The following is a 23,162-nucleotide window of genomic DNA, read 5'->3' on the forward strand; positions in this document are numbered from 1 at the left end:
GGCATGACCGACCGTTACTTCCGGTTGGCGAGCGCCTGCCACGTATCGATGATCGTGTCGGGGTTCAGCGAGATCGACACGATGCCTTCGTCGGTCAGCCATTGCGCGAAGTCCGGGTGATCGGACGGGCCCTGGCCGCAGATACCGACGTACTTGCCCATCTTGCGGCAAGTATCGATCGCACGCTTGAGCAGGAACTTGACGGCAGGGTCGCGCTCGTCGAAGTCGACTGCCAGCAGTTCCATGCCCGAATCGCGGTCGAGGCCGAGCGTGAGCTGCGTGAGGTCGTTCGAGCCGATCGAGAAGCCGTCGAAGTGTTCCAGGAACTCTTCGGCGAGGATCGCGTTGGTCGGGACTTCGCACATCATCACGAGGCGCAGACCGTTTTCGCCGCGCTTCAGGCCGAACTTCTCGAGCAGGCCGACGACGCGCTCCGCCTGCTTCACGGTCCGCACGAACGGCACCATGATCTCGACGTTCGTCAGGCCCATCTCGTCGCGCACGCGCTTCAGTGCACGGCATTCCATCTCGAACGCCTGCGCGAAATCGTCGGCGATGTAGCGCGACGCGCCGCGGAAGCCCAGCATCGGGTTTTCCTCGTCCGGCTCGTAACGCGAACCGCCGATCAGCTTCTTGTACTCGTTCGACTTGAAGTCGGACAGACGCACGATCACGGGCTTCGGATAGAACGCCGCCGCGATCGTCGCGACGCCTTCCGTCAGCTTGTCGACGTAGAACTGACGCGGCGACGCGTGGCCGCGCGCGACGCTCTCGACCGCCTTCTTCAGGTCCTGGTCGATGTTCGGGTACTCGAGAATCGCCTTCGGGTGAACGCCGATGTTGTTGTTGATGATGAACTCGAGACGCGCGAGGCCCACGCCGGCGTTCGGCAGTTGCGAGAAATCGAACGCGAGCTGCGGGTTACCGACGTTCATCATGATCTTGACCGGGATTTCCGGCAGTTCGCCGCGCTGCACTTCCGTGACTTCGGTCTCGAGCAGCCCGTCGTAGATCTTGCCTTCGTCGCCTTCCGCGCACGACACGGTGACGAGCGCGCCGTCCTTCAGGATGTCGGTCGCATCGCCGCAGCCGACGACGGCCGGCACGCCGAGTTCGCGCGCGATGATCGCCGCGTGGCAGGTGCGGCCGCCGCGGTTCGTGACGATCGCCGCGGCACGCTTCATCACCGGCTCCCAGTTCGGGTCGGTCATGTCGGCCACCAGCACGTCACCCGGCTGCACGCGTTCCATTTCCGACGGATCCTGGATCACGCGCACGGGGCCCGCGCCGATCTTCTGGCCGATCGCACGCCCCGTCGCCAGCACCTGCGACTGGCCCTTCAGCTTGAAGCGCTGCTCGGCCTTGCCGGTTGCCTGGCTCTTCACCGTTTCCGGACGCGCCTGCAGGATGAAGATCTTGCCGTCGCGGCCGTCCTTGCCCCACTCGATGTCCATCGGACGCTGGTAGTGCTTCTCGATGATCACCGCGTACTTCGCGAGCTCGATCACGTCGTCGTCGGTGATCGAGTAGCGGTTGCGCTGCTCGTGCGGCACGTCGACCGTCTTCACGCGGCCCGGCTCGCCCGGCTGCGTGAATTCCATCTTGATCAGCTTCGAGCCGATCGAGCGGCGGATGATCGGGTACTTGTCCTGCGCGAGCGTCGTCTTGAACACGTAGAACTCGTCCGGGTTCACCGCGCCCTGCACGACGGTTTCGCCCAGGCCGTAGCTCGACGTGATGAACACGGCGTCCTTGAAGCCCGATTCGGTATCGATCGTGAACATCACGCCGGCGGCGCCGACGTCCGAGCGGACCATGCGCTGCACACCGGCCGACAGCGCGACTTCGGCGTGCGTGAAGCCCTTGTGCACGCGGTACGAGATCGCGCGGTCGTTGTACAGCGACGCGAACACGTGCTTCATGCGGTCGAGCACGTCGTCGATGCCGACGACGTTGAGATACGACTCCTGCTGGCCGGCAAACGATGCATCGGGCAGGTCTTCCGCGGTCGCGGACGAGCGCACGGCGAACGACAATTCGCTCGGCGAGCCGTTCTTCAGCACTTCGAACTGCGCGCGAATTTCCTGCTCGAGGCGCGGCTGCAGCGGCGCGTCGACGATCCACTTGCGGATTTCGGCGCCGGCTTCGGCGAGCGCCTTCACGTCGTCGATGTCGAGCGACTCGAGACGCTTGGCGATGCGATCGGTGAGGTCGTTGTGCTTGAGGAAATCGCGGAACGCGAGCGCGGTCGTGGCGAAACCGGTGGGTACGCGAACGCCTGCTTCGGAAAGCTGGCTGATCATCTCGCCGAGCGACGCATTCTTGCCGCCCACGATCTCCACATCGGTCATCCGCAACTGCTCGAACGGAATTACATACGCCTGGTCCTTTGCGACGTTTGCTGCGTTAGTCATACAAGCCCCTAAGTGTGAAAAAAATACTCGATCGCGCAAGTGGGCTCGAACGCGGGCGCTTGCAAAAAGGCGCGGCGCGTCTTGCGCAACCTGTTAGATAAACACTCGCAGCAGCGGAAATCTTCCGACCCGATTTGCAAAAATCCCGGCAGAAGGGCGATATTTTCAGACAAATCGCCAGACTTGCCGGGAATTCGGGAATCGCGCGGCCCAGCCACCGGGCGCCGTTCGCGCCCTGCCCCCGCAATTGCTTATCCAACAGGTTGCCGCTATTCTACCGTGCCGGCTGCCGGATGTGGCGCGACCTTGTCACTGGGTCTGGAGGCTCGCCTCCAGCCGCCCGCGCAACTGCCCTTCACGCTCGACGTCCAGATTCATGCTGCCTACCGTATTCATCGTCTCCGACGGCACCGGGATTACTGCCGAAACCTTCGCGCATTCGATCCTTTCCCAGTTCGACCAGAAATTCCGCCTCGTGCGCGTGCCGTTCGTCGACTCGCTCGACAAGGCCTATGCGACCGTCGAGAAGATCAACGAGGCCGCCGTGCACGACGGCCGTCGCGCGATCGTGTTCACGACGCTCGTCGACAGCGAGTCGAACGACATCGTCAAGCGCTCGAACGCGCTCGTGCTCGACATGTTCCAGCGCTTCGTCGAACCGCTCGAGCAGGAACTGGAACTCAAGTCGAGTCACGCGATGGGCCGTGGCCACCAGAATGCGGACACCGAGGAATACAAGACGCGGATCGAGGCGATCAACTTCTCGCTCGCGCACGACGACGGCCAGTCGAACCGCAACCTGTCGGAAGCCGACGTGATCCTCGTCGGCGTGTCGCGCAGCGGCAAGACGCCGACGAGCCTGTACCTCGCGATGCAGTACGGCGTGAAGGCCGCCAACTATCCGCTGATTCCGGAGGATTTCGAACGCGGCAAGCTGCCGTCGGCGCTGTCGCCGTACAGCGACAAGCTGTTCGGGCTGTCGATCGACCCGCAGCGCCTGTCGGAGATCCGCAACGAGCGCCGGCCGGGCAGCAAGTATGCGGCGCCCGAGAACTGCCGCTACGAGATCAACGAGGCCGAGGCGATGATGCGCCGCGAAGGGATCAAGTGGCTGTCGTCGACGCACAAGTCGATCGAGGAAATCGCGACGACGATCCTGCAGGAAATCCGCCTCGACCGGCAGTCCTACTGAGCGCGAAAGCACTGGCGGCGGTCCGGCCGCCGCCGAAAGCAACAAGGCCGCGTCGAACGCGGCCTTGTTTCGTTTTACGGCGAATACGCGCGTGCGGCGTCACGCAGGCCGCTGCTGCCGCACCTGCTCGAACAGGCATACTGCCGCCGCCGCCGCAACGTTCAACGACTCCATCCCGCCCGGCTGCGGAATCGTCACGCGATGCGTGGCCGCGTCGCGCCAGAATGCCGACACGCCGGCGCCTTCGTTGCCGAACACCCACGCGACGGGCCCCGACAGATCGCAGTCGTAGACCGCCTGCGCGCCATGCGAGTCGGTCAGCGCGACCGGTACGTCGAGGCGTTCTGCAAGCGCCGCCGCGTCGACATCCTCATGGATCGACAGCAGGAAATGCGCGCCCATGCCCGAACGCAGCACCTTCGACGACCACGCATGGGCCGTTCCCGGCGCGCAGAACACGTGACGCACGCCGGCCGCCGCCGCGCTGCGCAGGATCGAACCGACGTTACCGGCATCCTGCACGCCGTCGAGCACGACCGACGTATGCGTCACGCGTTCGGGCAGCGGTTGCGCCGGCCGGTCGACCAGCAGCAGGAAACCGACGCCGTTGACGACGTTCGACAACTGCCCGAACAACGCGTCCGGCAGCGTGACGATCCGCTGCGCGTCGATACGCGCGACGATCGCTTGCGCGTCGGCGTGGCCGAGCGCACCTTCGGTCGTGACGCACAGCTCGGGTGTCGCACCCGTGTCGAGGTACGCGCTCGCCAGATGGAAACCTTCGAGCAGCGCCTGGCCGCTGCGGCGCTGATGGGGCGTCGAACCCGCGAGCACCTTCAGGCGCTTGTACAGCGGGTTGTCGCGGGAAGTAATGCTTTTCATCGAATCAGATCAAGCGCCGCACGCACGGGCGCGAACGAGCGCCGATGCGCTTCGCACGGGCCGTGCTCGCGTAATGCGGCAAGATGTTTCGCGGTGCCGTAGCCCGCATGTACGTCGAAGCCGTACACCGGGAAGCGTTCGTGCAGATCGACCAACATCCGGTCGCGCGTGACCTTCGCGAGGATCGATGCGGCCGAGATGCTCGGCACGAGCGCGTCGCCGCTGACGATCGCCTCGGCGCGCACGCTCAGCGTCGGGCAACGGTTGCCGTCGATCTGCGCGAGCGTCGGCAGCACCGACAGCCCTTCGACGGCCCGCTTCATCGCGAGCATCGTCGCGTGCAGGATGTTCAGCGTATCGATTTCGTCGACGCTCGCCGACGCGACGCAGTATGCGTGCGAACGCTCGACGATCAGGTCGTACAGCATGTCGCGCTTCTTCGCGGACAGCACTTTCGAATCGTCGAGCCCGTCGATCGGCCGCGCCGGATCGAGGATCACCGCGGCGGCCACCACCGGCCCCGCGAGCGGGCCGCGGCCGGCTTCGTCGACGCCGCAGACGATCTCGTCCGGGCGGCTGAAATCGAAACCGCCCTGCACGTCGCTCGACGCGCGGCGGCGCGGTGCACGGACTGCGGTCATGCGCGCCCCTTGCGTTGCTCGAGCACGCGCACGACGGCCTCGGCCGCCTTCGCGGCCGTGTTCTGCCGCAGCGAAAGATGCATTTCGGTAAACACTTCGGTCAGCGTGCGGCGGTTCGCATCGTCGCGCAGCTGGGTGAGCGTCGCATCGGCAAGCGCCTCTGGCGTCGCGAAATGCTGCAGCAGCTCGGGCACGACGAAGCGCCCCGCCAGGATGTTCGGCAAGCCGACATACGGCAGGTAGCCCTGCCGGCGCATGATCTGCCCGGTCAGCCAGGGCACCTTGTACGAGATCACCATCGGCTTCTTCAGCAGCGCGGCTTCCAGCGTGACGGTGCCGCTCTTCACGAGGATCGCGTCGGCGGCCGTCATCGCGACCTGCGAGCGGCCGTCGGTGATCGTCAGCGCGAGCTGCGGGTGCGCGTCGACGAGCGGCTGCAGCAGCTCGCGCAGCGCGGGCGTCGCCGCCGGCATCACGAACCGCACGCCAGGCTCGCGCTGCTGCATCAGCGCCATCGCCGCGAAGAACGTCGGGCCGATCAGCGCGATCTCCGAGCGCCGGCTGCCCGGCAGCACCGCGATCACCGGGCCGTCGGCCGGCAGACCCAGCGCGATGCGCGCGCCGTGCGTATCGGGTTCGAGCGGAATTTCGTCGGCGAGCGGATGGCCGACGTAGGTCGATGCGACGCCGGCCTTGTCGAGAATCGCCGGTTCGAACGGGAACAGGCACAGCATGTGGTCGACGGACTTCGCGATCTTCTTGATCCGGCCGCCGCGCCACGCCCAGATCGACGGGCACACGAAGTGGATCGACGGGATGCCCGCGTCGCGCGCGGCCTGCTCGACGTTGAAGTTGAAATCGGGCGCGTCGACGCCGATGAACGCATCCGGCCGCTCGGCGAGCAACTGGCGCTTCAGTTCGCCGCGAATCCGCAGGATCTCGGGAATCTGGCCCAGCGCCTCGACATAGCCGCGCACGGTCAGCTTGTCCATCTGCCAGTGCGAGTCGAAGCCATGCGCGATCATGCGCTGCCCGCCGATCCCGTAATACTGGGCCGATTCGGGCAGCCGCTCGCGCAGCCCGCCGAGCAGCGATGCCGCGAGCAGGTCGCCCGACGGCTCGCCGGCCACCATCGCGAGCCGCAGCTGATTGGTCGGGAGCGGCATCGCTTAGCGGATGATGCCGCGTTGCGACGCGTCGATGAACTCGACGAGCGCCTTCACCGGTGCATCGCCGTCGCCGCCGGCTTGCGCGAGCTCGCGCAGTTGCACTTTCGCTTCCTCCAGCGACAGGCTGTTCTTGTACAGCACGCGGTACGCGCTGCGCAGCGCCGAGATCGCGTCGGCCGAGAAACCGCGCCGGCGCAGCCCTTCGACATTGATCCCGTGCGGCTCGGCCTTGTTGCCCGCCGCGATCACGAACGGCGGAATGTCCTGCACGAGCGCCGACGCGCCGCCCAGCATCGAATGCGCGCCGATACGCACGAACTGGTGCACGCCCGACATGCCGCCGACGATCGCGAAGTCGCCGATCTCGACGTGGCCGGCCATCTGCGCGTTGCTCGACAGGATCACGTTGTTGCCGACGCGGCAGTCGTGGCCGATGTGCACATAGGCCATGATCCAGTTGTCGTCGCCGAGCGTCGTCACGCCGACGTCCTGCACGGTGCCCGTGTGGATCGTCGTGAATTCGCGGATCGTGTTGCGGTTGCCGATCACGAGCTTCGTCGGCTCGTCCTTGTATTTCATGTCCTGCGGACGGCCGCCGACCGACGCGTAATGGCCGATGCGGTTGTCCTCGCCGAGCGTCGTATGGCCTTCGATCACGCTGTGCGAGCCGATCGTCGTGCGCGCGCCGATCGTGACGTGCGGGCCGACGATCGCGTACGGGCCGATCTCGACCGATTCGTCGATCTGCGCGCCCGGCTCGACGATCGCGGTAGGATGAATCCTGGTCATGCGCCGTTGCCTCTCGATATGATGTGTCGCGTTGCTCGCGTTACGTTATCCATGCGTGCCGCGTCGCTCAGGGCGCCGCGTCGGCCGTCTTGACCGTGCACATCAGTTCGGCTTCCGCCGCCACCTTGCCGTCCACTTCCGCCACCGCCTTGAATTTCCAGATGCCGCGAATGTAGCGCTCGAACGTCACGTTCAGGATCAGCTGGTCGCCCGGTTCGACCACGCGCTTGAAGCGGGCACCGTCGATCCCGACGAAGTAGTACAGCGTGTTCTCCGGATCCTTCGGCTGCTCTTCCGCGAACGTCAGCAGCGCCGCAGCCTGGGCGAGCGCCTCGAGGATCAGCACGCCCGGCATCACCGGCCGCTTCGGGAAGTGCCCCTGGAAGAACGGCTCGTTGATCGACACGTTCTTCAGCGCTTTGATCCCTTTGTGCGGTTCGAGTTCGAGCACGCGGTCGACGAGCAGAATCGGGTAGCGATGCGGCAGCAGCGTGAGGATCTTGTGGATGTCGAGATTGATTTTTTCAGTGCTCATGATGGTTCGTCTCACGCAGAGGCTGCGCGGTGGTGATGCAAAGGCTGAAGCGGGCCGCCGTGCGACCCAGTCTGACGAACCGGGCCGGTTGCGCTGGCCGTGCCCGGTTCGTGGTCTCGCATGATGGGCTCAGGCGTGGGTGCCGCCCTGGGCGGCGAGCGCGGCTTCGAGCGCCTTGACGCGCTCGCGCAGCTTGTCGAGGTTGCGCACGAGCGCGGCGCTCTTGTTCCATTCGCCGTGGTCGACGGCCGGGAACGCGCTGGTATAGATGCCGGCCTTCGGCAGCGATTTCGATACGCCCGACTTCGCGGTGATGATGACATAGTCGCCGAGCGTCACGTGGCCGGCGATTCCCGCCGCGCCGCCGATCATGCAGTGGCGGCCGATCGTCGTGCTGCCCGCGATACCGGCGCTGCCGGCGATCACCGTGTACGCGCCGATCCGGCAGTTGTGGCCGATCTGCACCTGGTTGTCGATCTTCACGCATTCCTCGATGACGGTATCCGCCATCGCACCGCGGTCGATCGTCGTGTTCGCGCCGATTTCGACGTCCGGCCCGATCGTCACGCCGCCGACCTGCGGGATCTTGACCCAGCTGCCGGTGCGCGCATCGCCGTCGCCGACGAAATCCGGCGCGAAGCCGAAGCCGTCCGAGCCGATCACGGCGCCCGCATGGATGATCGCGCGCGGGCCGATCTTGCAGCCGTGGTACACCGATGCGTTCGGATAGACATGCGAGCCGGCGCCGATCGTCGTGCCGCGGCCGATGAACACGTTCGCGTCGAGTTGCACGCCGTCTTCGATCACCGCGCCGGCCTCGACCGTCACGTGCGGGCCGATCACCGCGGTCGCGGCGACCTGCGCGGCCGGATCGATCGTCGCGCTCGGATGCACGCCGGCCGCACGCGGCGGCGTGGCGAGATCGATGAACATCTGCGCGACGCGCGCGAAGTACGCGTACGGATTCGGCGTCACGATGAAGTTGCGGGGGCCGGCGGCGGCCGCGCCCAGCTTCTCCAGATCCTTCGGCGCGATCAGCACCGCGCCGGCGCGGGTCGTCTCGACCTGCGACAGGTACTTCGGGTTCGCGAGAAACGCGAGTTGCTGAGGGCCTGCCTGATCGAGCGGCGCGAGGCCGCCGACCGTGCACTGTGCGTCGCCGGCGATCTCGCCGCCGAACCGCTTTACGAGTTCCTCGAGCGTCAATGCCATTCGTCGTCTGCTCCGTTCAGTTCGCCGAGCCGGACGCGAGCGCCTTGAGCACCTTGTCGGTGATGTCGATGCGCGGGCTGACGTACACGGCTTCCTGCACGATCAGGTCGTAATTCTGCTGCTCGGCGATCTGCTTGATGACCTTGTTCGCCTTTTCCAGCACGGCAGCCAGCTCTTCGTTGCGACGCTGGTTCAGGTCTTCGCGGAACTCGCGCTGCTTGCGCTGGAAGTCGGTGTCGAGCTGCGCGAGATCGCGCTGCTTCTGCGCGCGATCGGCCGCCGACAGCGACGTGCCGTTCTTGTCGAGCGAATCGGACATCGACTTCAGACGTGCCGCCAGATCCTGCAGATCCTTGTCACGCTTCGCGAACTCGGCTTCGAGCTTCGTCTGCGCCGCCTTTGCGGGCGCCGACTCGCGCAGGATCCGATCCGAATTGACCGCCGCGATGCGAGCGACGTCCTGTGCGTGCACCGTCGCCGCGCCCAGGGCCAGCACAACGGTCAGCGCGCACATCACTCGTTTCGAAAACTTACCGGTTAGCAAAATTACCCTCTCGTTGCTGTTGTCATGCGTTCGATCAGAACGCCGTCCCGATCTGGAACTGGAATTTCTGGTACTGGTCGCCTTCATGCTTCTGCAGCGGGAAGCCGAGGCTCAGCTTCAGCGGGCCGATCGGCGAGATCCACGCGAGACCCACACCGTAGCCGTAGCGCAGGCCGTTCGCGCCCGTACTCGTGCCGCCCGGCGCATTGCCCCACACGTTACCGCCGTCGAGGAACGTGAACACGCGCAGCGTGCGGTCGTAACCCGTACCCGGCAGCGGGAACGTCAGCTCGATGTTGCCGACCAGCATCTTCGAACCGCCGATCGGGTCGTTCGTCTTCGTGTCGCGCGGGCCCAGCGAGCTCGGCTCGTAGCCGCGCACGGAGCCGATACCGCCCGCGTAGTAGTTCTTGAAGATCGGGTACGGGTTGCCGATACCGTTACCGTAACCGCCCTGCAGGTTCAGGCCCAGGATGAAGCCGCGCGAGAACGAATAGTAGTATTGCGCCTGCAGGTCGGCCTTGTAGTACTGGATCTTGCCGACCGGCACGCCGTACTCCATGTTCGCCTGCGTGAAGTAGCCGCGGCTCGGAATCAGCGCGCTGTCGCGCGCATCGCGCGACCATGCCACCGTCAGCGGCACCGTGTTCGACACGCGGCCGAACTCGTTCACGTAATCCTGGTAGCTCTGCGGCGTGTTCGAATCGACGTCGAGGCGGTTCTGCTCGAAGCCCGCGCCGAAGTACACGGTGTCGACTTCCGAGAACGGAATGCCGAACTTCAGGTTGCCGCCCGCGCTGATGATCCGGAAGCTCGAGCTCGTCGAATAGTAGAGCGGCTGGTACGTGCGGTAGAAGACGTCCGTGATCCGCTTGATGCCGTCGACCGTGAAGTACGGGTCGACCTGCGTGACGGTCAGCGTACGGTAGCTCTTCGCGGTGTTGACGTTTACCGACAGGCTCGTGCCCGAACCGAACACGTTGTCCTGCGACACGCCGGCCGACAGCACGACCTTGTCCGTCGACGAGAAGCCGGCGCCCAGCGTGATCGCGCCGGTCGGCTTTTCGTCGACCTTCACGTTCACGTCGACCTGGTCGTTCGTGCCTTCCACCGGCACCGTCGTCACGTCGACGTTGGTGAAGTAGCCGAGACGGTTCACGCGGTCCTTCGACAGCGCGAGGCGGTTCGAGTCGAACCACGAGCTTTCGAGCTGGCGCATTTCGCGGCGCACCACTTCGTCACGCGTGCGCGTGTTGCCGACCACGTTGATGCGGCGCACGTACACGCGGCGGCTCGGGTCGACGACGAGGTTCAGGTTCACCTTGTGGTTCGCCTGGTCGATGTCCGGCTGCGCATTGACGGTCGCGAATGCGTAGCCGTATTCGCCGAGCTTGTCGACGATCGACTTGGTGGTCTGCTGCAGCTTTTCGGCGGAGAAGCGGTCGCCCGGCTTGATCTTGATCAGCTTGTTGAGCTCGGCTTCGCGATCGAGCAGGTTGCCCGACAGCTTGATGCCCGACACCGTGTACGGCTCGCCTTCGTGCAGCGTGACCGTCAGGTACATGTCCTTCTTGTCCGGCGAGATCGACACCTGGGTCGACTCGATGTTGAACTCGAGGTAGCCGCGGTTCAGGTAGTACGAGCGCACGGCCTCGAGGTCGCCCGTGAGCTTTTCCTTCGAGTACAGGTCGTTCTTCGTGTACCAGGAGAACCAGTTCGGCGTCGACAGCTGCATCTCGTCGCGCAGCGTGCTGGTGCTGAACGCCTTGTTGCCGATGAAGTTGATCTGGCGGATCTTGGCGCTCGGGCCTTCGGCGACCGCGAACAGGATCGACACGCGGTTCGCGTCGACCGGCGTGATCGTCGTCTTGACCTCGGCCGCATAGAAGCCGCGCGTCAGGTACTGGCGCTTGAGCTCCTGCTCAGCCTTGTCGACGAGCGCCTTGTCGTAGTAGCGACCATCGGCGAGGCCGACCGCGCGCAGCGCCTTCGTCAGGTTGTCCTTGTCGAATTCCTTCGTGCCGGTGAAGTCGATCGACGCGATGGCCGGACGCTCCTGCACCTGCACGATCACGACGTTGCCCTGCGTGGCGATGCGAACGTCGTTGAAAAAGCCCGTCGCGTACAACGCGCGGATTGCTTCGGATGCCTTGTCGTCCGTGAAGGTATCGCCCTGCTTGATCGGCAGATAGGCGAACACCGAACCCGCTTCGACGCGCTGCAGCCCCTCGATCTTGATGTCTTGCACCACGAACGGTGCCGCTGCATGCGCCGCGAGGCCGTGCGCGGCGAGCGCGGCCGCTGCAACTGTCTTAGGTACAAAGCGATGAGGTTTGAACAACATGCATCCCCAATATTTAGCTGCATCAAATCGGGCGGCTGACCAGCGGCCGCCGCCTGACGCTTCAGAAATGGATTAACCGAGCCAAATCGTTGAACAGCGCGATCGCCGACAATGCGACGATGCAGATCAATCCGGCTCTTTGCAGAATCAGCTGCCAACGCTCCGAGACGGCTTTCCCGGTCGCGGCTTCAACCGCATAATATAACAGATGCCCCCCGTCCAAAACGGGAATCGGCAACAAGTTCAGGACGCCAAGGCTAATGCTGACAAGGGCGAGGAACGACAGGAACGCCGACGGGCCGAGCCGCGCACTCTTGCCTGCGTAGTCGGCGATCGTCACCGGGCCGGACAGGTTCTTCAGCGACGCGTTACCCGTGATCATCCGCCCGAACATCTTCAGCGAATACACGGAAATGTCCCACGTGCGATGCGCGCCGAGCCGCAGGCTCTCGATCGGCCCGTAGCGCACGTCCACCGACGGCGCGTGCATCGACAGCGCCGCGCCGATCCGGCCGACCTGCTGCCCGGATTCGTCGTCGCGCTGCATCTGCGGCACGATCGACACCGTCTGCGCGGCGCCGTTGCGTTCGATCTGCAGGTCGAGCGGCTGGCCCGCGTGGTGCTTCACCGTATCGATGAAGCGCGCCGCGCCGCCGAGCGGCTTGCCGTCGAGCGCGACCAGCTTGTCGCCGACCTTCAGGCCGGCCTGCTCCGCCGCGCTGCCCGGCTGCACCGACGCGACCGACAACGTGCCGCCGCCGGCCTCGAAGCCCAGATGAGCCATGAAGTCGTCGTCGAGCTGGCTGTCGGGCACGTTGCGCAGGTCGACGCGGAAATCGAACGTCGCATTGCCGTCGCGCGCGCCGAGCACGACCTCGCGATGGTCGAACGCGGCCGACAGCAGCTTCCAGCGCAGGTCCGACCACGATCGCACCGGTTCGGACTCGCCGCCCTGCGCGTTGCGGATCGACACGACCGTCTCGCTGCCGTCGAAGCCCGCGCGGGCCGCCGCCGTACCGGCGGCCGGCGGCGCGACGATCGCGGCCGGCTCGGTCACGCCGGTGGCGAATACGGCGGAGAACAGCACGATTGCCAGCAGGAAGTTCGCAATCGGCCCGGCCGCGACGATCGCGATGCGCTTGTAGACCGACTGGCGATTGAATGCCTGCCCGAGCTCCTCGGGCGGAATGCCGGGGCCCGGATCGCGCTCGTCGAGCATCTTCACGTAGCCGCCGAGCGGCAGCGCGGACAGCGTCCACTCGGTGCCCGTCCTGCGGCTGACCCAGCGCGCGACGGGCTGGCCGAAGCCGATCGAGAAACGCAGCACCTTCACGCCGCACCAGCGCGCGACGCGATAATGTCCGTACTCATGCACGACGACCAGCACCCCGATCGCCACCGCAAACGCGACCAGTTCAACCAGCACGTTCATGAGCACCCCATTCAGACCGTACGCTCCACGCGTGGCGCAGGCGCTTTTGCAATGATCGCGGCCGCGAGGCGGCGAGCCTCGGCATCCGCCGCGAGGACGTCGTCGAGCCCGTCGGGCGCGCGGTTCGGCAGCGTGTTGAGCACCGCGTCGACCGTCGCCGCGATCGCCATGAAGCCGATCCGGCGCTCGAGAAATGCTTCGACCGCCACTTCGTTCGCCGCGTTCAATGCGGCGCTCGCGATACCGCCTTCCTCGAGTGCCTTCAGCGCGAGCGCGAGACACGGGAAGCGCGCGTAATCGGGCTTCTCGAACGACAGCTGGGCGATCTGCGCGAGGTCGAGCTGGTCGACGCCCGCGTCGACGCGCTCGGGGAATGCGAGTGCGTGTGCGATCGGCGTGCGCATGTCGGGGTTGCCGAGCTGCGCGAGCACCGAGCCGTCGCGGTACGACACGAGCGAATGGATCACGCTCTGCGGATGGATCAGCACGTCGATCCGGTCACCCGGCAGCCCGAAGATCCAGTGCGCCTCGATCACCTCGAGGCCCTTGTTCATCATCGTCGCGGAATCGACCGAGATCTTGCGGCCCATCACCCAGTTCGGGTGCTTGCACGCCTCGTCCGGCGTCACGTCGACGAGCGTGGCCGGCTCGCGCGTGCGGAACGGGCCGCCCGACGCGGTCAGGATGATCTTCGAAATCCCGCCGTGTTCGGCCGCGTCGCGCGGCATGCACTGGAAGATCGCGTTGTGTTCGCTGTCGACCGGCAGCAGGATCGCGCCATGGTCGCGCACGGCGTCCATGAAGATCGCGCCCGACATCACGAGCGCTTCCTTGTTCGCGAGCAGGATCCGCTTGCCGGCGCGTGCGGCCGCCAGGCTCGGCGCGAGGCCGGCCGCGCCGACGATCGCCGCGACCACCGTGTCGCAGCCGTCGCTCTTCGACACGTCGACGAGCGCCTGCGGGCCGTGCAGCACGATCGTCTTGCTGCCCGCCGCGCGCAGTTTCGCGTCGACGTGCGCGGCCGTCGCGGCATCGCCGACCACCGCCACTTCAGGCGCGAAGCGCAGACACTGCTCGACGAGCTTGTCGCCGTTGCGGTGCGCGGTCAGCGCGTAGACCGAGAAGCGCTCGGGATGGCGCGCGACCACATCGAGCGTGCTGTCTCCGATCGAGCCCGTGGAACCGAGCAATGTCAGACGTTTTTGCATAACAGAAATAATGGTTTAACCAAGCAGCAGCATCGCGAGCGGCAGCACCGGCAGCAGCGCGTCGACACGATCGAGCACGCCGCCGTGGCCCGGCAGCAGTCCGCTCGAATCCTTCACGCCCGCCTGCCGCTTCAGCAGCGACTCGAACAGGTCGCCGATCACGCTGTACGCGACCAGCAGCGTCAGCGCGGCCCACGCGCCGGGCATTCCGTAACGCGCGGCGAATGCAGAAAACAGGGTCGGCTCGAATGCGTGCACGGCCATCGCGACACCGGCGACGGCCATGACCGCGAACCAGCCGCCGATCGCACCTTCCCAGCTCTTGCCGGGGCTGATCGTGACGGCCAGTTTACGCTTTCCGAAGGCCTTGCCTGCGAAGTATGCGCCGATATCGGCCAGCCAGACGACCAGAAGCAGCGACAGCACGAACGGCACGCCCTGCGCGCGAGCTGCGACGAGCGCGTGCCAGCAGGCGGCGAATACGACGAGGCCGGCGGCGAGCAGGAACGGCCGCCAGACGCCGCCCGCGAGTTCGGGCTTGCGTCGCAGCGCGAACGGGCCGACCAGCAGCCAGAACACGCCGGCCGCCATGAAAAGGGGACGGGACGAAGCCGCATCGACGCCGAGCGGCGCGGTGGCCGCGAGCGCGAGCGCCGCGACGACGGCGTAGACGACGGGGCCGGCGCCGCCGAGTTTCAGCAGGCGCGCCCACTCCCACGCGGCGAACACGAGCACGACGCCGATCAGCGCGCCGAACCCGTCGAGCGGCGCGAACAGCGTCACCGGCAGCAGCACCGCCAGCATCACGATCGCCGTGATCACACGGGTTTTCAGCATGAAAGGGAGTCGGCGTTCTGCGATTGCGGTTCGAGCTGCGCACTCGTGCGCCCGAAACGGCGCTCGCGCTCGGTATACGACGCCATCGCGTCGGCCAGTGCCGCGCCGTCGAAATCCGGCCAGTACTTGTCGGTGAAATAGAATTCGGCGTACGCAAGCTGCCACAGCAGGAAGTTGCTGACGCGCTGCTCGCCGCCGGTGCGGATGAAGAGATCGGGCTCCGGCGCGTAAGCCATTGCCAGGTGCGGCGCGAATGCGTCCTCGGTCACTTCGACCTCGCGACCTTCGCGCACGGCCTGCTCGACGAGTTTCTTCGTCGCCTGCAGGATGTCCCACCGGCCGCCGTAGTTGGCCGCGATGGTGAGCGTCAGACGGGTATTGCGCGCCGTCTTGGTTTCGGCGCGGCGAATCAGTTCGCGGATGCGCGGCTCGAAACGCTCGAGATCGCCGACGACCCGCAGGCGAATGCCGTTCGCATGCAGCTTGCCCACTTCGCGCTCGAGCGCGGTGATGAACAGCCGCATCAGGAACGACACTTCGTCGTTCGGCCGGCGCCAGTTTTCCGAACTGAACGCGAACAGCGTCAGGTATTCGACGCCGGCGCGCGCGCAGCCTTCGACCACCGCCCGCACGGCATCGACGCCGCGGGTATGCCCCGCGACGCGCGGCAAGCGGCGTTCGGTCGCCCAACGGCCGTTGCCGTCCATGATGATCGCGATGTGACGCGGCACGACACCGACGTCAGGCACGCGAACGGTAGAGCTGGTATAGGTCATGGCCGTTGAGACAGTAAGGCGGGAAGAAGGCGGCGCGCGAGGACGGTCGTCAGACCGTCATGATCTCGGCTTCCTTGGTCTGCACGAGCTTGTCGACTTCGGCAACGTGCTTGTCGGTCAGCTTCTGCACGTCGTCGCTCGCGCGGCGCTCGTCGTCTTCCGAGATTTCCTTGTCCTTCACGAGCTTCTTCAGCGCTTCGTTCGCGTCGCGGCGCAGGTTGCGGATCGCGACCTTGGCCGTTTCGCCTTCGCTCTTCACGACCTTGGTCAGCTCGCGGCGGCGCTCTTCCGTCAGCGCGGGCATCGGCACGCGGATCAGGTCGCCGGCCGTCGCCGGATTCAGGCCCAGATCGGCTTCGCGGATGGCCTTCTCGACCTTCGCGACCATGTTCTTTTCCCACGGCTGCACGCCGATCGTGCGTGCATCGACGAGCGTCAGGTTCGCGACCTGCGAGATCGGCACCATCGAGCCGTAGTAGTCGACCTGCACGTGATCGAGCAGGCCGGTGTGTGCACGGCCCGTACGGATCTTGGCCAGATCGTTCTTGAACGCTTCGATCGAGCGCTGCATCTTTTGCTCGACGCCCTTCTTGACATCAGCGACACTCATTTCAACCTCCGAACCTTCAAACCTTCAAAAGAACGCGAGCCCCGCCCGGCGCGTGTCGCGCCGCGGCCGGCAACCCGCGCCGATCGCCCGCATCCGCGGGAGTTTACACGTGGACGAGCGTACCTTCGTCCTCGCCCAGCACGATGCGCTTGAGTGCGCCCGGCTTGTTGATCGAAAACACGCGAATCGGCAGCTTCTGGTCGCGGCACAACGCAAACGCCGTCGCGTCCATCACCTGCAGGTTGCGGCTGATCGCCTCGTCGAAGCTGATCGTCGTATAGCGCGTGGCCGACGGGTCCTTCTTCGGATCGGCAGAATATACGCCATCGACCTTGGTCGCCTTCAGCACGACTTCGGCACCCACTTCCGAGCCGCGCAGCGCGGCGGCGGTATCGGTCGTGAAGAACGGGTTGCCGGTGCCGGCCGCGAAGATCACGACGCGGCCTTCCTCGAGCTGACGGATCGCGCGGGGCCGGATGTACGGCTCGACGACCTGGTCCATGCGCAGCGCGGACTGTACGCGCGCCTCGATGCCGGCGTGGCGCATCGCGTCCTGCAGCGCCAGCGCGTTCATCATCGTCGCGAGCATCCCCATGTAGTCGGCCGTCGCGCGGTCCATGCCGGCCGCGCCGCCCGCGACGCCGCGGAAAATATTACCGCCACCGATCACGACCGCGAGCTGCGTACCGAGACGCACGACTTCCGCGATATCGGCCACCATCCGTTCGATCGTCGCGCGATTGATGCCGAAGGCATCGTCGCCCATCAGCGCTTCGCCGGAGAGTTTGAGGAGGACGCGTTTATAGGCATTGGACATAGGGGCTTCCGAGCGACGAGAGGATGACAACCACGAACTGTAGGGGCGAAATACTGATTCGGGCAAGCGCCGACGACCGGACCGGGGTTCCCGGCCGGCCGGCGGCGCCGCCGGCCGCGGCGGAGCGGACGCCCGCCGCGGATACTGCCTGACTGCTTACTGCTGCTTTGCTGCTGCGACTTGCGCGGCCACTTCGGCGGCGAAGTCGTCCTGGCGCTTCTCGATGCCTTCGCCGACGACGAACAGCGCGAACTTCTGCACTGCGGCATTCGCGGCCTTCAGCATCTGCTCGATCGTCTGCTTGTCGTTCTTCACGAACGTCTGGTTCAGCAGCGACACTTCCTTCAGGTACTTCTGGACGCTGCCATCGACCATCTTCGCGACGATTTCGGCCGGCTTGCCCGATTCGGCAGCCTTCTGCTCGGCCACGCGGCGCTCCGTCTCGATCAGTTCCGCCGGCACGTCGGCCGACGACAGCGCGACCGGCTTCATCGCGGCGATGTGCATCGCGACGTCCTTGCCGACCTGCTCTTCCGCGCCCGTGTACTCGACGATCACGCCGATACGCGCGCCGTGCAGGTACGTGGCGATCTTGTTCGCGGTTTCGAAACGGACGAAACGGCGGATCGAGATGTTCTCGCCAATCTTGCCGACCAGCGCCAGACGCACTTCGTCGACCGTCTTGCCGTCGAGCGGCAGCGCCGACAGTGCTGCCACGTCGGCCGGGTTCTTCGTCGCGACGAGTTCCGCGACCGTCTTCGAGAATGCGAGGAAGTCGTCGTTCTTCGCGACGAAGTCGGTTTCGCAGTTCAGTTCGACCAGCGCGCCCGCGTTGCCGCCGACGAACGATGCGACGACGCCTTCGGCCGTCACGCGCGATGCGGCCTTGCTCGCCTTGTTGCCGAGCTTGACGCGCAGCAGCTCTTCAGCCTTGGCCAGATCGCCGTCGGCTTCCGTCAGCGCCTTCTTGCACTCCATCATCGGTGCGTCGGTCTTTGCGCGCAGTTCTGCCACCATGCTTGCGGTAATTGCCGCCATCATTCGCTCCTTGAGTCTGTATTCACAACGCCGCCCGCTTGGACGCGAACGGCCGGGATTCGTTTCCGGACCCGCGCGATTCGGCGCGATCAGGTCCGGCGCACAAGCTTAAAAAAAGGGGGCCTGTTGAGAGCCCCCTTTTTGCGCCGGCTCGGGGCCAGTTACGCGTTTTCCTCGACGTACTCGTCGTCGCCGCGCGCTGCCTGGACCACTTCGTTGACCGCATTCGCACGGCCTTCCAGGATCGCATCGGCCACGCCTTGAGCGTACAGCGCGACTGCCTTGCTCGAGTCGTCGTTACCCGGGATCACGTAGTCCACACCTTCCGGCGAGTGGTTCGTGTCGACCACGGCGATGACCGGCACGCCCAGCTTGTTCGCTTCCGTGACGGCGATCTTGTGGTAGCCGACGTCGATGACGAAGATCGCGTCCGGAATGCCGCCCATGTCCTTCACGCCGCCAATCGACTTCTGCAGCTTGGCGATTTCACGCTCGAACAGCAGCGCTTCCTTCTTGCTCATCTTCTCGGTTTCGCCCGCTTCGACGGCCGCTTCCATGTCCTTCAGGCGCTTGATCGACACCTTCAGCGTCTTGAAGTTGGTCATCATGCCGCCGAGCCAGCGTGCGTTGACGTACGGCATGCCCGCACGCTGCGCTTCCTGGGCGATCGTGTCACGCGACTGGCGCTTCGTGCCGACGAACAGGATCGTGCCGCGGTTCGCTGCCAGCTGGCGCACGTACTTCTGTGCGTCCGTGAACATCGGCAGCGTCTTTTCGAGGTTGATGATGTGAATCTTGTTGCGGTGACCGAAAATGAACGGAGCCATCTTCGGGTTCCAGAAGCGCGTCTGGTGACCGAAATGGACACCCGCTTCCAGCATTTGGCGCATCGTGACTGCCATGTAAATTCTCCACGAGGGTTGGGTCTTAAGCCGGCTGCCGTACCGCCGCGCGAACCCGCCCGAAGGGCGCGGACTTCGCGCGGCCGGCACCCTGGTTGCGCCGGCTTGCGATTCGGCACGTGCAAAATGCCCGTGCCGCAAGTCTTTCACCGCGATGCCGCCCCAAAATGGGGAAAGTTCGGCATTTGGATATCGACTTAGCCAAAGAGTATAGCACGCGGATTTGTCGGCCCTCAAGTCGCGCGGCACTTTCGCTTGCCGCGCGGCAGCGGGCCGAACAATCCGCGAAAACCCGCATCCGCGCGGCCGGCAGGGGCTGCGAGGCCCGCCATAAGGTGCGATAATCCGTCAATTCACCGCATTCCAGGCATACCTCGATGGCTATTACGCTCAAAAACGAACACGATATCGCGGAGATGCGCGTTGCCTGCCGTCTCGCGAGCGAAGTGCTCGACTTCATCACGCCGCACGTCGTCGCGGGCATCACGACCGCCGAGCTCGACCGGCTCTGTCACGAATTCATGCTCAATGAACAGGGCACGATCCCCGCGCCGCTGAATTACCAGCCGCCCGGCTATCCGCCGTACCCGAAAGCTACCTGCATCTCGGTCAACGACGTGATCTGCCATGGCATTCCGGGCGAGAAGGTGCTGAAGAACGGCGACGCGCTGAACATCGACATCACCGTGATCAAGAACGGCTATTTCGGCGACACCAGCCGGATGTTCATCGTCGGCGAGGGTTCGATCCTCGCGAAGCGCCTCGTGCAGACCACCTACGAATGCATGTGGCTGGGCATCGACCAGGTCAAGCCCGGCGCGCACCTCGGCGACATCGGCTACGCGATCCAGAAGCACGCGGAAGCGCAGGGCTACAGCGTCGTGCGCGAATACTGCGGCCACGGCATCGGCACGGTGTTCCACGAGGATCCGCAGGTCGTCCACTACGGCCGCCCGGGCACCGGCATCGAGCTGAAGGCCGGGATGATCTTCACGATCGAGCCGATGATCAACGCCGGCAAGCGCGACATCCGCACGATGCCCGACCAGTGGACGGTCAAGACGCGCGACCGCAGCCTGTCCGCGCAGTGGGAGCACACGGTGCTCGTCACCGACACCGGCTACGAAGTGCTGACCGTGTCGGCCGGCACGCCGGCGCGCCCCGTGTTCGCGCAACCGGCCGCCGCCGTCTGAGCGCCGTCGCGCCCGCCCCACTCCCGCACCCGAACGGCCGCCCATGAGCGCTCACGCTGCCCCCTCGCCCGAAGCGCTGTCGCGGCGCGCCGAATTCAAGGCCGCCAAGACGGAGATGCTCGAGCGCTTTCGCCGCGCGACGAACGTCGCGTCGCTGATGCACGCGCTGTCGAGACTCACCGACGACGCATTGAAGCGCGTGTGGGACGAATGCGCGCTGCCCGCGACGCTCGCGCTCGTCGCCGTCGGCGGCTACGGGCGCGGCGAGCTCGCGCCCTATTCCGACGTCGACATCCTCGTGCTGCTGCCCGATGCGCACGACCCGGCGCTCGACGCGCGCATCGAGCGCTTCATCGGGATGGCGTGGGATCTCGGCCTCGAGATCGGCAGCAGCGTACGGACGGTCGCGCAGTGCATCGAGGAGGCGTCGCAGGACGTCACGGTGCAGACCTCGCTGCTGGAAGCGCGCCGCATCGTCGGCAGCACCGCGCTGTTCGAGCGCTTCACCGTGCGCTATCACGAAGCGCTCGACGCTCGCGCGTTCTTCACCGCGAAGGTGCTCGAGATGCGTCAGCGCCACGCGAAGTTCCAGGACACGCCGTACAGCCTCGAACCGAACGTGAAGGAAAGCCCCGGCGGGCTGCGCGACCTGCAGACCATCCTGTGGATCGCGCGCGCGGCCGGCTTCGGCAGCAGCTGGCGCGAGCTCGACACGCGCGGCCTCATCACCGACCGCGAAGCGCGCGAGCTGCGCCGCAACGAAGGCTTCCTGAAGACGCTGCGCGCGCGGCTGCACGTGATCGCCGGGCGCCGTCAGGACATGCTCGTGTTCGACCTGCAGACGCAAGCCGCCGAAAGCTTCGGCTACCAGCCGACGCAGGCCAAGCGCGCGAGCGAGCAGCTGATGCGCCGCTATTACTGGTCCGCGAAAGCGGTCACGCAGCTCGCGACGATCCTGATCCAGAACATCGAGGCGCAGCTCTTTCCCGCGACGAGCGGCATCACGCGCGTGCTGTCGGCCGATCGCTTCGTCGAGAAACAGGGGATGCTCGAGATCGTCGACGACGGCGTGTTCGAACGCCATCCCGATGCGATCCTCGAAGCGTTCCTGCTGTACGAAACGACGCGCGGCGTGAAGGGCCTGTCCGCCCGCACGCTGCGTGCGCTGTACAACTCGCGCGAAATCATGAACAACGCGTGGCGCCGCGATCCGCGGAACCGCGACACGTTCATGCGGATCCTGCAGCAACCCGAAGGGATCACGCACGCGTTCCGGCTGATGAACCAGACGAGCGTGCTCGGCCGCTACCTGCTGAATTTCCGCCGCATCGTCGGGCAGATGCAGCACGACCTGTACCACGTGTACACGGTCGACCAGCACATCCTGATGGTGCTGCGCAACATCCGCCGCTTCGCGGTGGCCGAGCACGCGCACGAATATCCGTTCTGCAGCCAGCTGATCGGCAACTTCGAGCGCCCGTGGGTGCTGTATGTCGCGGCGCTGTTCCACGACATCGCGAAGGGCCGCGGCGGCGATCACTCGACGCTCGGCATGGCCGACGCGCGGCGCTTCTGCCGCGAGCACGGCATCGCCGGCGACGATGCCGCGCTGATCGTGTGGCTCGTCCAGCATCACCTGACGATGAGCCAGGTCGCGCAAAAGCAGGACACGAGCGACCCCGACGTCATCAAGCGCTTCGCCGAGGTCGTCGGCAACGAACGGTATCTCACCGCGCTCTACCTGCTGACCGTCGCCGATATCCGCGGCACGAGCCCGAAGGTGTGGAACACGTGGAAGGGCAAGCTGCTCGAGGATCTCTACCGCATCACGCTCGCGGTACTCGGCGGCGCGAACCCCGACGCGCATTCGGAGCTGAAGTCGCGGCAGGAGCAGGCACTCGCGCTGCTGCGCCTGGAAACCGTGCCCGACGATGCGCACCGCGCCTTGTGGGATCAGCTCGACGTCGGTTTCTTCCTGCGTCACGACGCGGCCGACATCGCATGGCAGACGCGCGTGCTGTACCGGCATGTGAACGCCGAAACCGCGATCGTCCGCGCGCGGCCGTCGCCGATCGGCGACGCGCTGCAGGTGCTCGTGTACGTGAAGGACCGCCCCGACCTGTTCGCGGGCATTTGCGCGTATTTCGACCGCAACGGGCTGTCGGTGCTCGATGCGCGCGTCAGCACGACGCGGCACGGCTATGCGCTCGACAACTTCATCGTCACGCAGACCGAACGCGACGTGCGCTACCGCGACATCGCGAATCTCGTCGAACAGCAGCTCGCGACGCGGCTCGCCGAAACCGCACCGCTGCCGGAGCCGTCGAAGGGCCGCCTGTCGAGGCTGTCCCGGACGTTTCCGATCACGCCGCGCGTCGACCTGCGGGCCGACGAGCGCGGTCAGTACTACATCCTGTCCGTGTCGGCCAACGACCGGCCGGGCCTTCTCTATTCGATCGCGCGCGTACTCGCCGAACATCGGATCGGCGTCCATGCGGCGCGGATCAATACGCTCGGCGAGCGCGTCGAAGACATCTTCCTGCTCGCGGGCGCCGGCCTGTCCGACAATCGCCTGCAGATCCAGCTCGAAACCGAATTGCTGCGCGCGATCGCAGTCTGAATGAATC

20 protein-coding genes are annotated in these 23,162 nt (G+C 65.7%); 3 read left to right on the forward strand and 17 right to left on the reverse strand.

What is annotated here, in order from left to right:
* Positions 1–14 precede the first annotated feature (14 nt).
* Entirely contained in the window at positions 15–2,414 is a 2,400-nt protein-coding gene (gene ppsA / locus WT97_RS28450) for a phosphoenolpyruvate synthase (RefSeq protein ID WP_034207651.1), read from the reverse strand.
* A gap of 376 nt (positions 2,415–2,790) precedes the next feature.
* On the opposite strand from ppsA, the gene WT97_RS28455 reads away from it, so the two are divergent.
* Positions 2,791–3,606: a pyruvate, water dikinase regulatory protein gene (locus WT97_RS28455; protein ID WP_034207652.1), complete on the forward strand. Its 816-nt coding sequence runs from the start codon at positions 2,791–2,793 to the stop codon at positions 3,604–3,606.
* A gap of 99 nt (positions 3,607–3,705) precedes the next feature.
* On the opposite strand, the gene WT97_RS28460 is transcribed toward WT97_RS28455, so the two are convergent.
* The 16 genes from WT97_RS28460 to rpsB all read right to left on the reverse strand — a co-directional run bounded on the left by WT97_RS28460 (position 3,706) and on the right by rpsB (position 19,342).
* Complete coding sequence (locus WT97_RS28460) at positions 3,706–4,488, reverse strand: RNA methyltransferase (protein WP_059790573.1); 783 nt, start codon at positions 4,486–4,488, stop codon at positions 3,706–3,708.
* On the reverse strand, positions 4,485–5,129 hold the full coding sequence (gene rnhB, locus WT97_RS28465; protein ID WP_059505913.1) for a ribonuclease HII: 645 nt from the start codon (positions 5,127–5,129) through the stop codon (positions 4,485–4,487). The genes WT97_RS28460 and rnhB overlap by 4 nt, the downstream gene beginning before the upstream one ends.
* Positions 5,126–6,295 (reverse strand): lipid-A-disaccharide synthase, encoded by a 1,170-nt coding sequence (gene lpxB / locus WT97_RS28470; RefSeq protein ID WP_059505911.1) that lies wholly within the window; start codon positions 6,293–6,295, stop codon positions 5,126–5,128. The genes rnhB and lpxB overlap by 4 nt, the downstream gene beginning before the upstream one ends.
* A gap of 3 nt (positions 6,296–6,298) precedes the next feature.
* Positions 6,299–7,087: an acyl-ACP--UDP-N-acetylglucosamine O-acyltransferase gene (gene lpxA, locus WT97_RS28475; protein WP_034207656.1), complete on the reverse strand. Its 789-nt coding sequence runs from the start codon at positions 7,085–7,087 to the stop codon at positions 6,299–6,301.
* 67 nt (positions 7,088–7,154) lie between these two features.
* A complete protein-coding gene (fabZ, locus tag WT97_RS28480) occupies positions 7,155–7,622 on the reverse strand; it encodes a 3-hydroxyacyl-ACP dehydratase FabZ (RefSeq protein ID WP_006495559.1) in 468 nt (155 codons plus the stop codon).
* Positions 7,623–7,751: 129 nt separating this feature from the next.
* Positions 7,752–8,834, reverse strand: coding sequence for a UDP-3-O-(3-hydroxymyristoyl)glucosamine N-acyltransferase (gene lpxD / locus WT97_RS28485; protein ID WP_060354847.1), 1,083 nt, complete (start codon positions 8,832–8,834; stop codon positions 7,752–7,754).
* A gap of 16 nt (positions 8,835–8,850) precedes the next feature.
* Entirely contained in the window at positions 8,851–9,348 is a 498-nt protein-coding gene (locus WT97_RS28490) for an OmpH family outer membrane protein (protein ID WP_060354848.1), read from the reverse strand.
* Positions 9,349–9,412: 64 nt separating this feature from the next.
* Positions 9,413–11,722, reverse strand: a complete 2,310-nt coding sequence (gene bamA, locus WT97_RS28495) for an outer membrane protein assembly factor BamA (RefSeq protein WP_006478499.1) — start codon at positions 11,720–11,722, stop codon at positions 9,413–9,415.
* A 61-nt stretch (positions 11,723–11,783) separates the two neighbouring features.
* Positions 11,784–13,154, reverse strand: a complete 1,371-nt coding sequence (gene rseP / locus WT97_RS28500) for an RIP metalloprotease RseP (protein ID WP_060033734.1) — start codon at positions 13,152–13,154, stop codon at positions 11,784–11,786.
* An 11-nt stretch (positions 13,155–13,165) separates the two neighbouring features.
* Positions 13,166–14,362 carry a 1-deoxy-D-xylulose-5-phosphate reductoisomerase gene (locus tag WT97_RS28505; RefSeq protein ID WP_059505904.1) on the reverse strand — a complete coding sequence of 399 codons (1,197 nt, stop codon included), beginning with the start codon at positions 14,360–14,362 and terminating at the stop codon, positions 13,166–13,168.
* 15 nt (positions 14,363–14,377) lie between these two features.
* Positions 14,378–15,199: a phosphatidate cytidylyltransferase gene (locus WT97_RS28510; RefSeq protein ID WP_059505902.1), complete on the reverse strand. Its 822-nt coding sequence runs from the start codon at positions 15,197–15,199 to the stop codon at positions 14,378–14,380.
* The gene (gene uppS, locus WT97_RS28515) at positions 15,193–15,975 is read right to left on the reverse strand and encodes a polyprenyl diphosphate synthase (protein ID WP_034207662.1); all 783 of its coding nucleotides are present in this window, start codon (positions 15,973–15,975) and stop codon (positions 15,193–15,195) included. The genes WT97_RS28510 and uppS overlap by 7 nt, the downstream gene beginning before the upstream one ends.
* A gap of 49 nt (positions 15,976–16,024) precedes the next feature.
* On the reverse strand, positions 16,025–16,585 hold the full coding sequence (gene frr / locus WT97_RS28520; RefSeq protein WP_006483822.1) for a ribosome recycling factor: 561 nt from the start codon (positions 16,583–16,585) through the stop codon (positions 16,025–16,027).
* Positions 16,586–16,688: 103 nt separating this feature from the next.
* Positions 16,689–17,402, reverse strand: coding sequence for a UMP kinase (gene pyrH, locus WT97_RS28525; RefSeq protein ID WP_006402648.1), 714 nt, complete (start codon positions 17,400–17,402; stop codon positions 16,689–16,691).
* A 156-nt stretch (positions 17,403–17,558) separates the two neighbouring features.
* Complete coding sequence (tsf, locus tag WT97_RS28530; RefSeq protein ID WP_034207664.1) at positions 17,559–18,440, reverse strand: translation elongation factor Ts; 882 nt, start codon at positions 18,438–18,440, stop codon at positions 17,559–17,561.
* Positions 18,441–18,601: 161 nt separating this feature from the next.
* Positions 18,602–19,342 (reverse strand): 30S ribosomal protein S2, encoded by a 741-nt coding sequence (gene rpsB, locus WT97_RS28535; protein WP_034207665.1) that lies wholly within the window; start codon positions 19,340–19,342, stop codon positions 18,602–18,604.
* 377 nt (positions 19,343–19,719) lie between these two features.
* On the opposite strand from rpsB, the gene map reads away from it, so the two are divergent.
* Complete coding sequence (gene map, locus WT97_RS28540) at positions 19,720–20,535, forward strand: type I methionyl aminopeptidase (RefSeq protein WP_059505900.1); 816 nt, start codon at positions 19,720–19,722, stop codon at positions 20,533–20,535.
* Positions 20,536–20,578: 43 nt separating this feature from the next.
* Positions 20,579–23,155 carry a [protein-PII] uridylyltransferase gene (locus tag WT97_RS28545; RefSeq protein WP_060354849.1) on the forward strand — a complete coding sequence of 859 codons (2,577 nt, stop codon included), beginning with the start codon at positions 20,579–20,581 and terminating at the stop codon, positions 23,153–23,155.
* Positions 23,156–23,162: the final 7 nt, after the last annotated feature.

The organism is Burkholderia sp. MSMB1459WGS, from assembly GCF_001534535.1.
Lineage (GTDB): Bacteria > Pseudomonadota > Gammaproteobacteria > Burkholderiales > Burkholderiaceae > Burkholderia.

Coding starts and splice junctions, on each gene's coding strand:
- WT97_RS28505 (WP_059505904.1), bottom strand. CDS start 14,362: ATGCAAAAACGTCTGACATTGCTCGGTTCCACGGGCTCGATCGGAGAC.
- tsf (WP_034207664.1), bottom strand. CDS start 18,440: ATGGCGGCAATTACCGCAAGCATGGTGGCAGAACTGCGCGCAAAGACC.
- WT97_RS28490 (WP_060354848.1), bottom strand. CDS start 9,348: ATGTGCGCGCTGACCGTTGTGCTGGCCCTGGGCGCGGCGACGGTGCAC.
- uppS (WP_034207662.1), bottom strand. CDS start 15,975: ATGACCTATACCAGCTCTACCGTTCGCGTGCCTGACGTCGGTGTCGTG.
- rnhB (WP_059505913.1), bottom strand. CDS start 5,129: ATGACCGCAGTCCGTGCACCGCGCCGCCGCGCGTCGAGCGACGTGCAG.
- WT97_RS28455 (WP_034207652.1), top strand. CDS start 2,791: ATGCTGCCTACCGTATTCATCGTCTCCGACGGCACCGGGATTACTGCC.
- pyrH (WP_006402648.1), bottom strand. CDS start 17,402: ATGTCCAATGCCTATAAACGCGTCCTCCTCAAACTCTCCGGCGAAGCG.
- WT97_RS28510 (WP_059505902.1), bottom strand. CDS start 15,199: ATGCTGAAAACCCGTGTGATCACGGCGATCGTGATGCTGGCGGTGCTG.
- WT97_RS28460 (WP_059790573.1), bottom strand. CDS start 4,488: ATGAAAAGCATTACTTCCCGCGACAACCCGCTGTACAAGCGCCTGAAG.
- frr (WP_006483822.1), bottom strand. CDS start 16,585: ATGAGTGTCGCTGATGTCAAGAAGGGCGTCGAGCAAAAGATGCAGCGC.
- bamA (WP_006478499.1), bottom strand. CDS start 11,722: ATGTTGTTCAAACCTCATCGCTTTGTACCTAAGACAGTTGCAGCGGCC.
- map (WP_059505900.1), top strand. CDS start 19,720: ATGGCTATTACGCTCAAAAACGAACACGATATCGCGGAGATGCGCGTT.
- ppsA (WP_034207651.1), bottom strand. CDS start 2,414: ATGACTAACGCAGCAAACGTCGCAAAGGACCAGGCGTATGTAATTCCG.
- fabZ (WP_006495559.1), bottom strand. CDS start 7,622: ATGAGCACTGAAAAAATCAATCTCGACATCCACAAGATCCTCACGCTG.
- lpxD (WP_060354847.1), bottom strand. CDS start 8,834: ATGGCATTGACGCTCGAGGAACTCGTAAAGCGGTTCGGCGGCGAGATC.
- rseP (WP_060033734.1), bottom strand. CDS start 13,154: ATGAACGTGCTGGTTGAACTGGTCGCGTTTGCGGTGGCGATCGGGGTG.
- lpxB (WP_059505911.1), bottom strand. CDS start 6,295: ATGCCGCTCCCGACCAATCAGCTGCGGCTCGCGATGGTGGCCGGCGAG.
- rpsB (WP_034207665.1), bottom strand. CDS start 19,342: ATGGCAGTCACGATGCGCCAAATGCTGGAAGCGGGTGTCCATTTCGGT.
- WT97_RS28545 (WP_060354849.1), top strand. CDS start 20,579: ATGAGCGCTCACGCTGCCCCCTCGCCCGAAGCGCTGTCGCGGCGCGCC.
- lpxA (WP_034207656.1), bottom strand. CDS start 7,087: ATGACCAGGATTCATCCTACCGCGATCGTCGAGCCGGGCGCGCAGATC.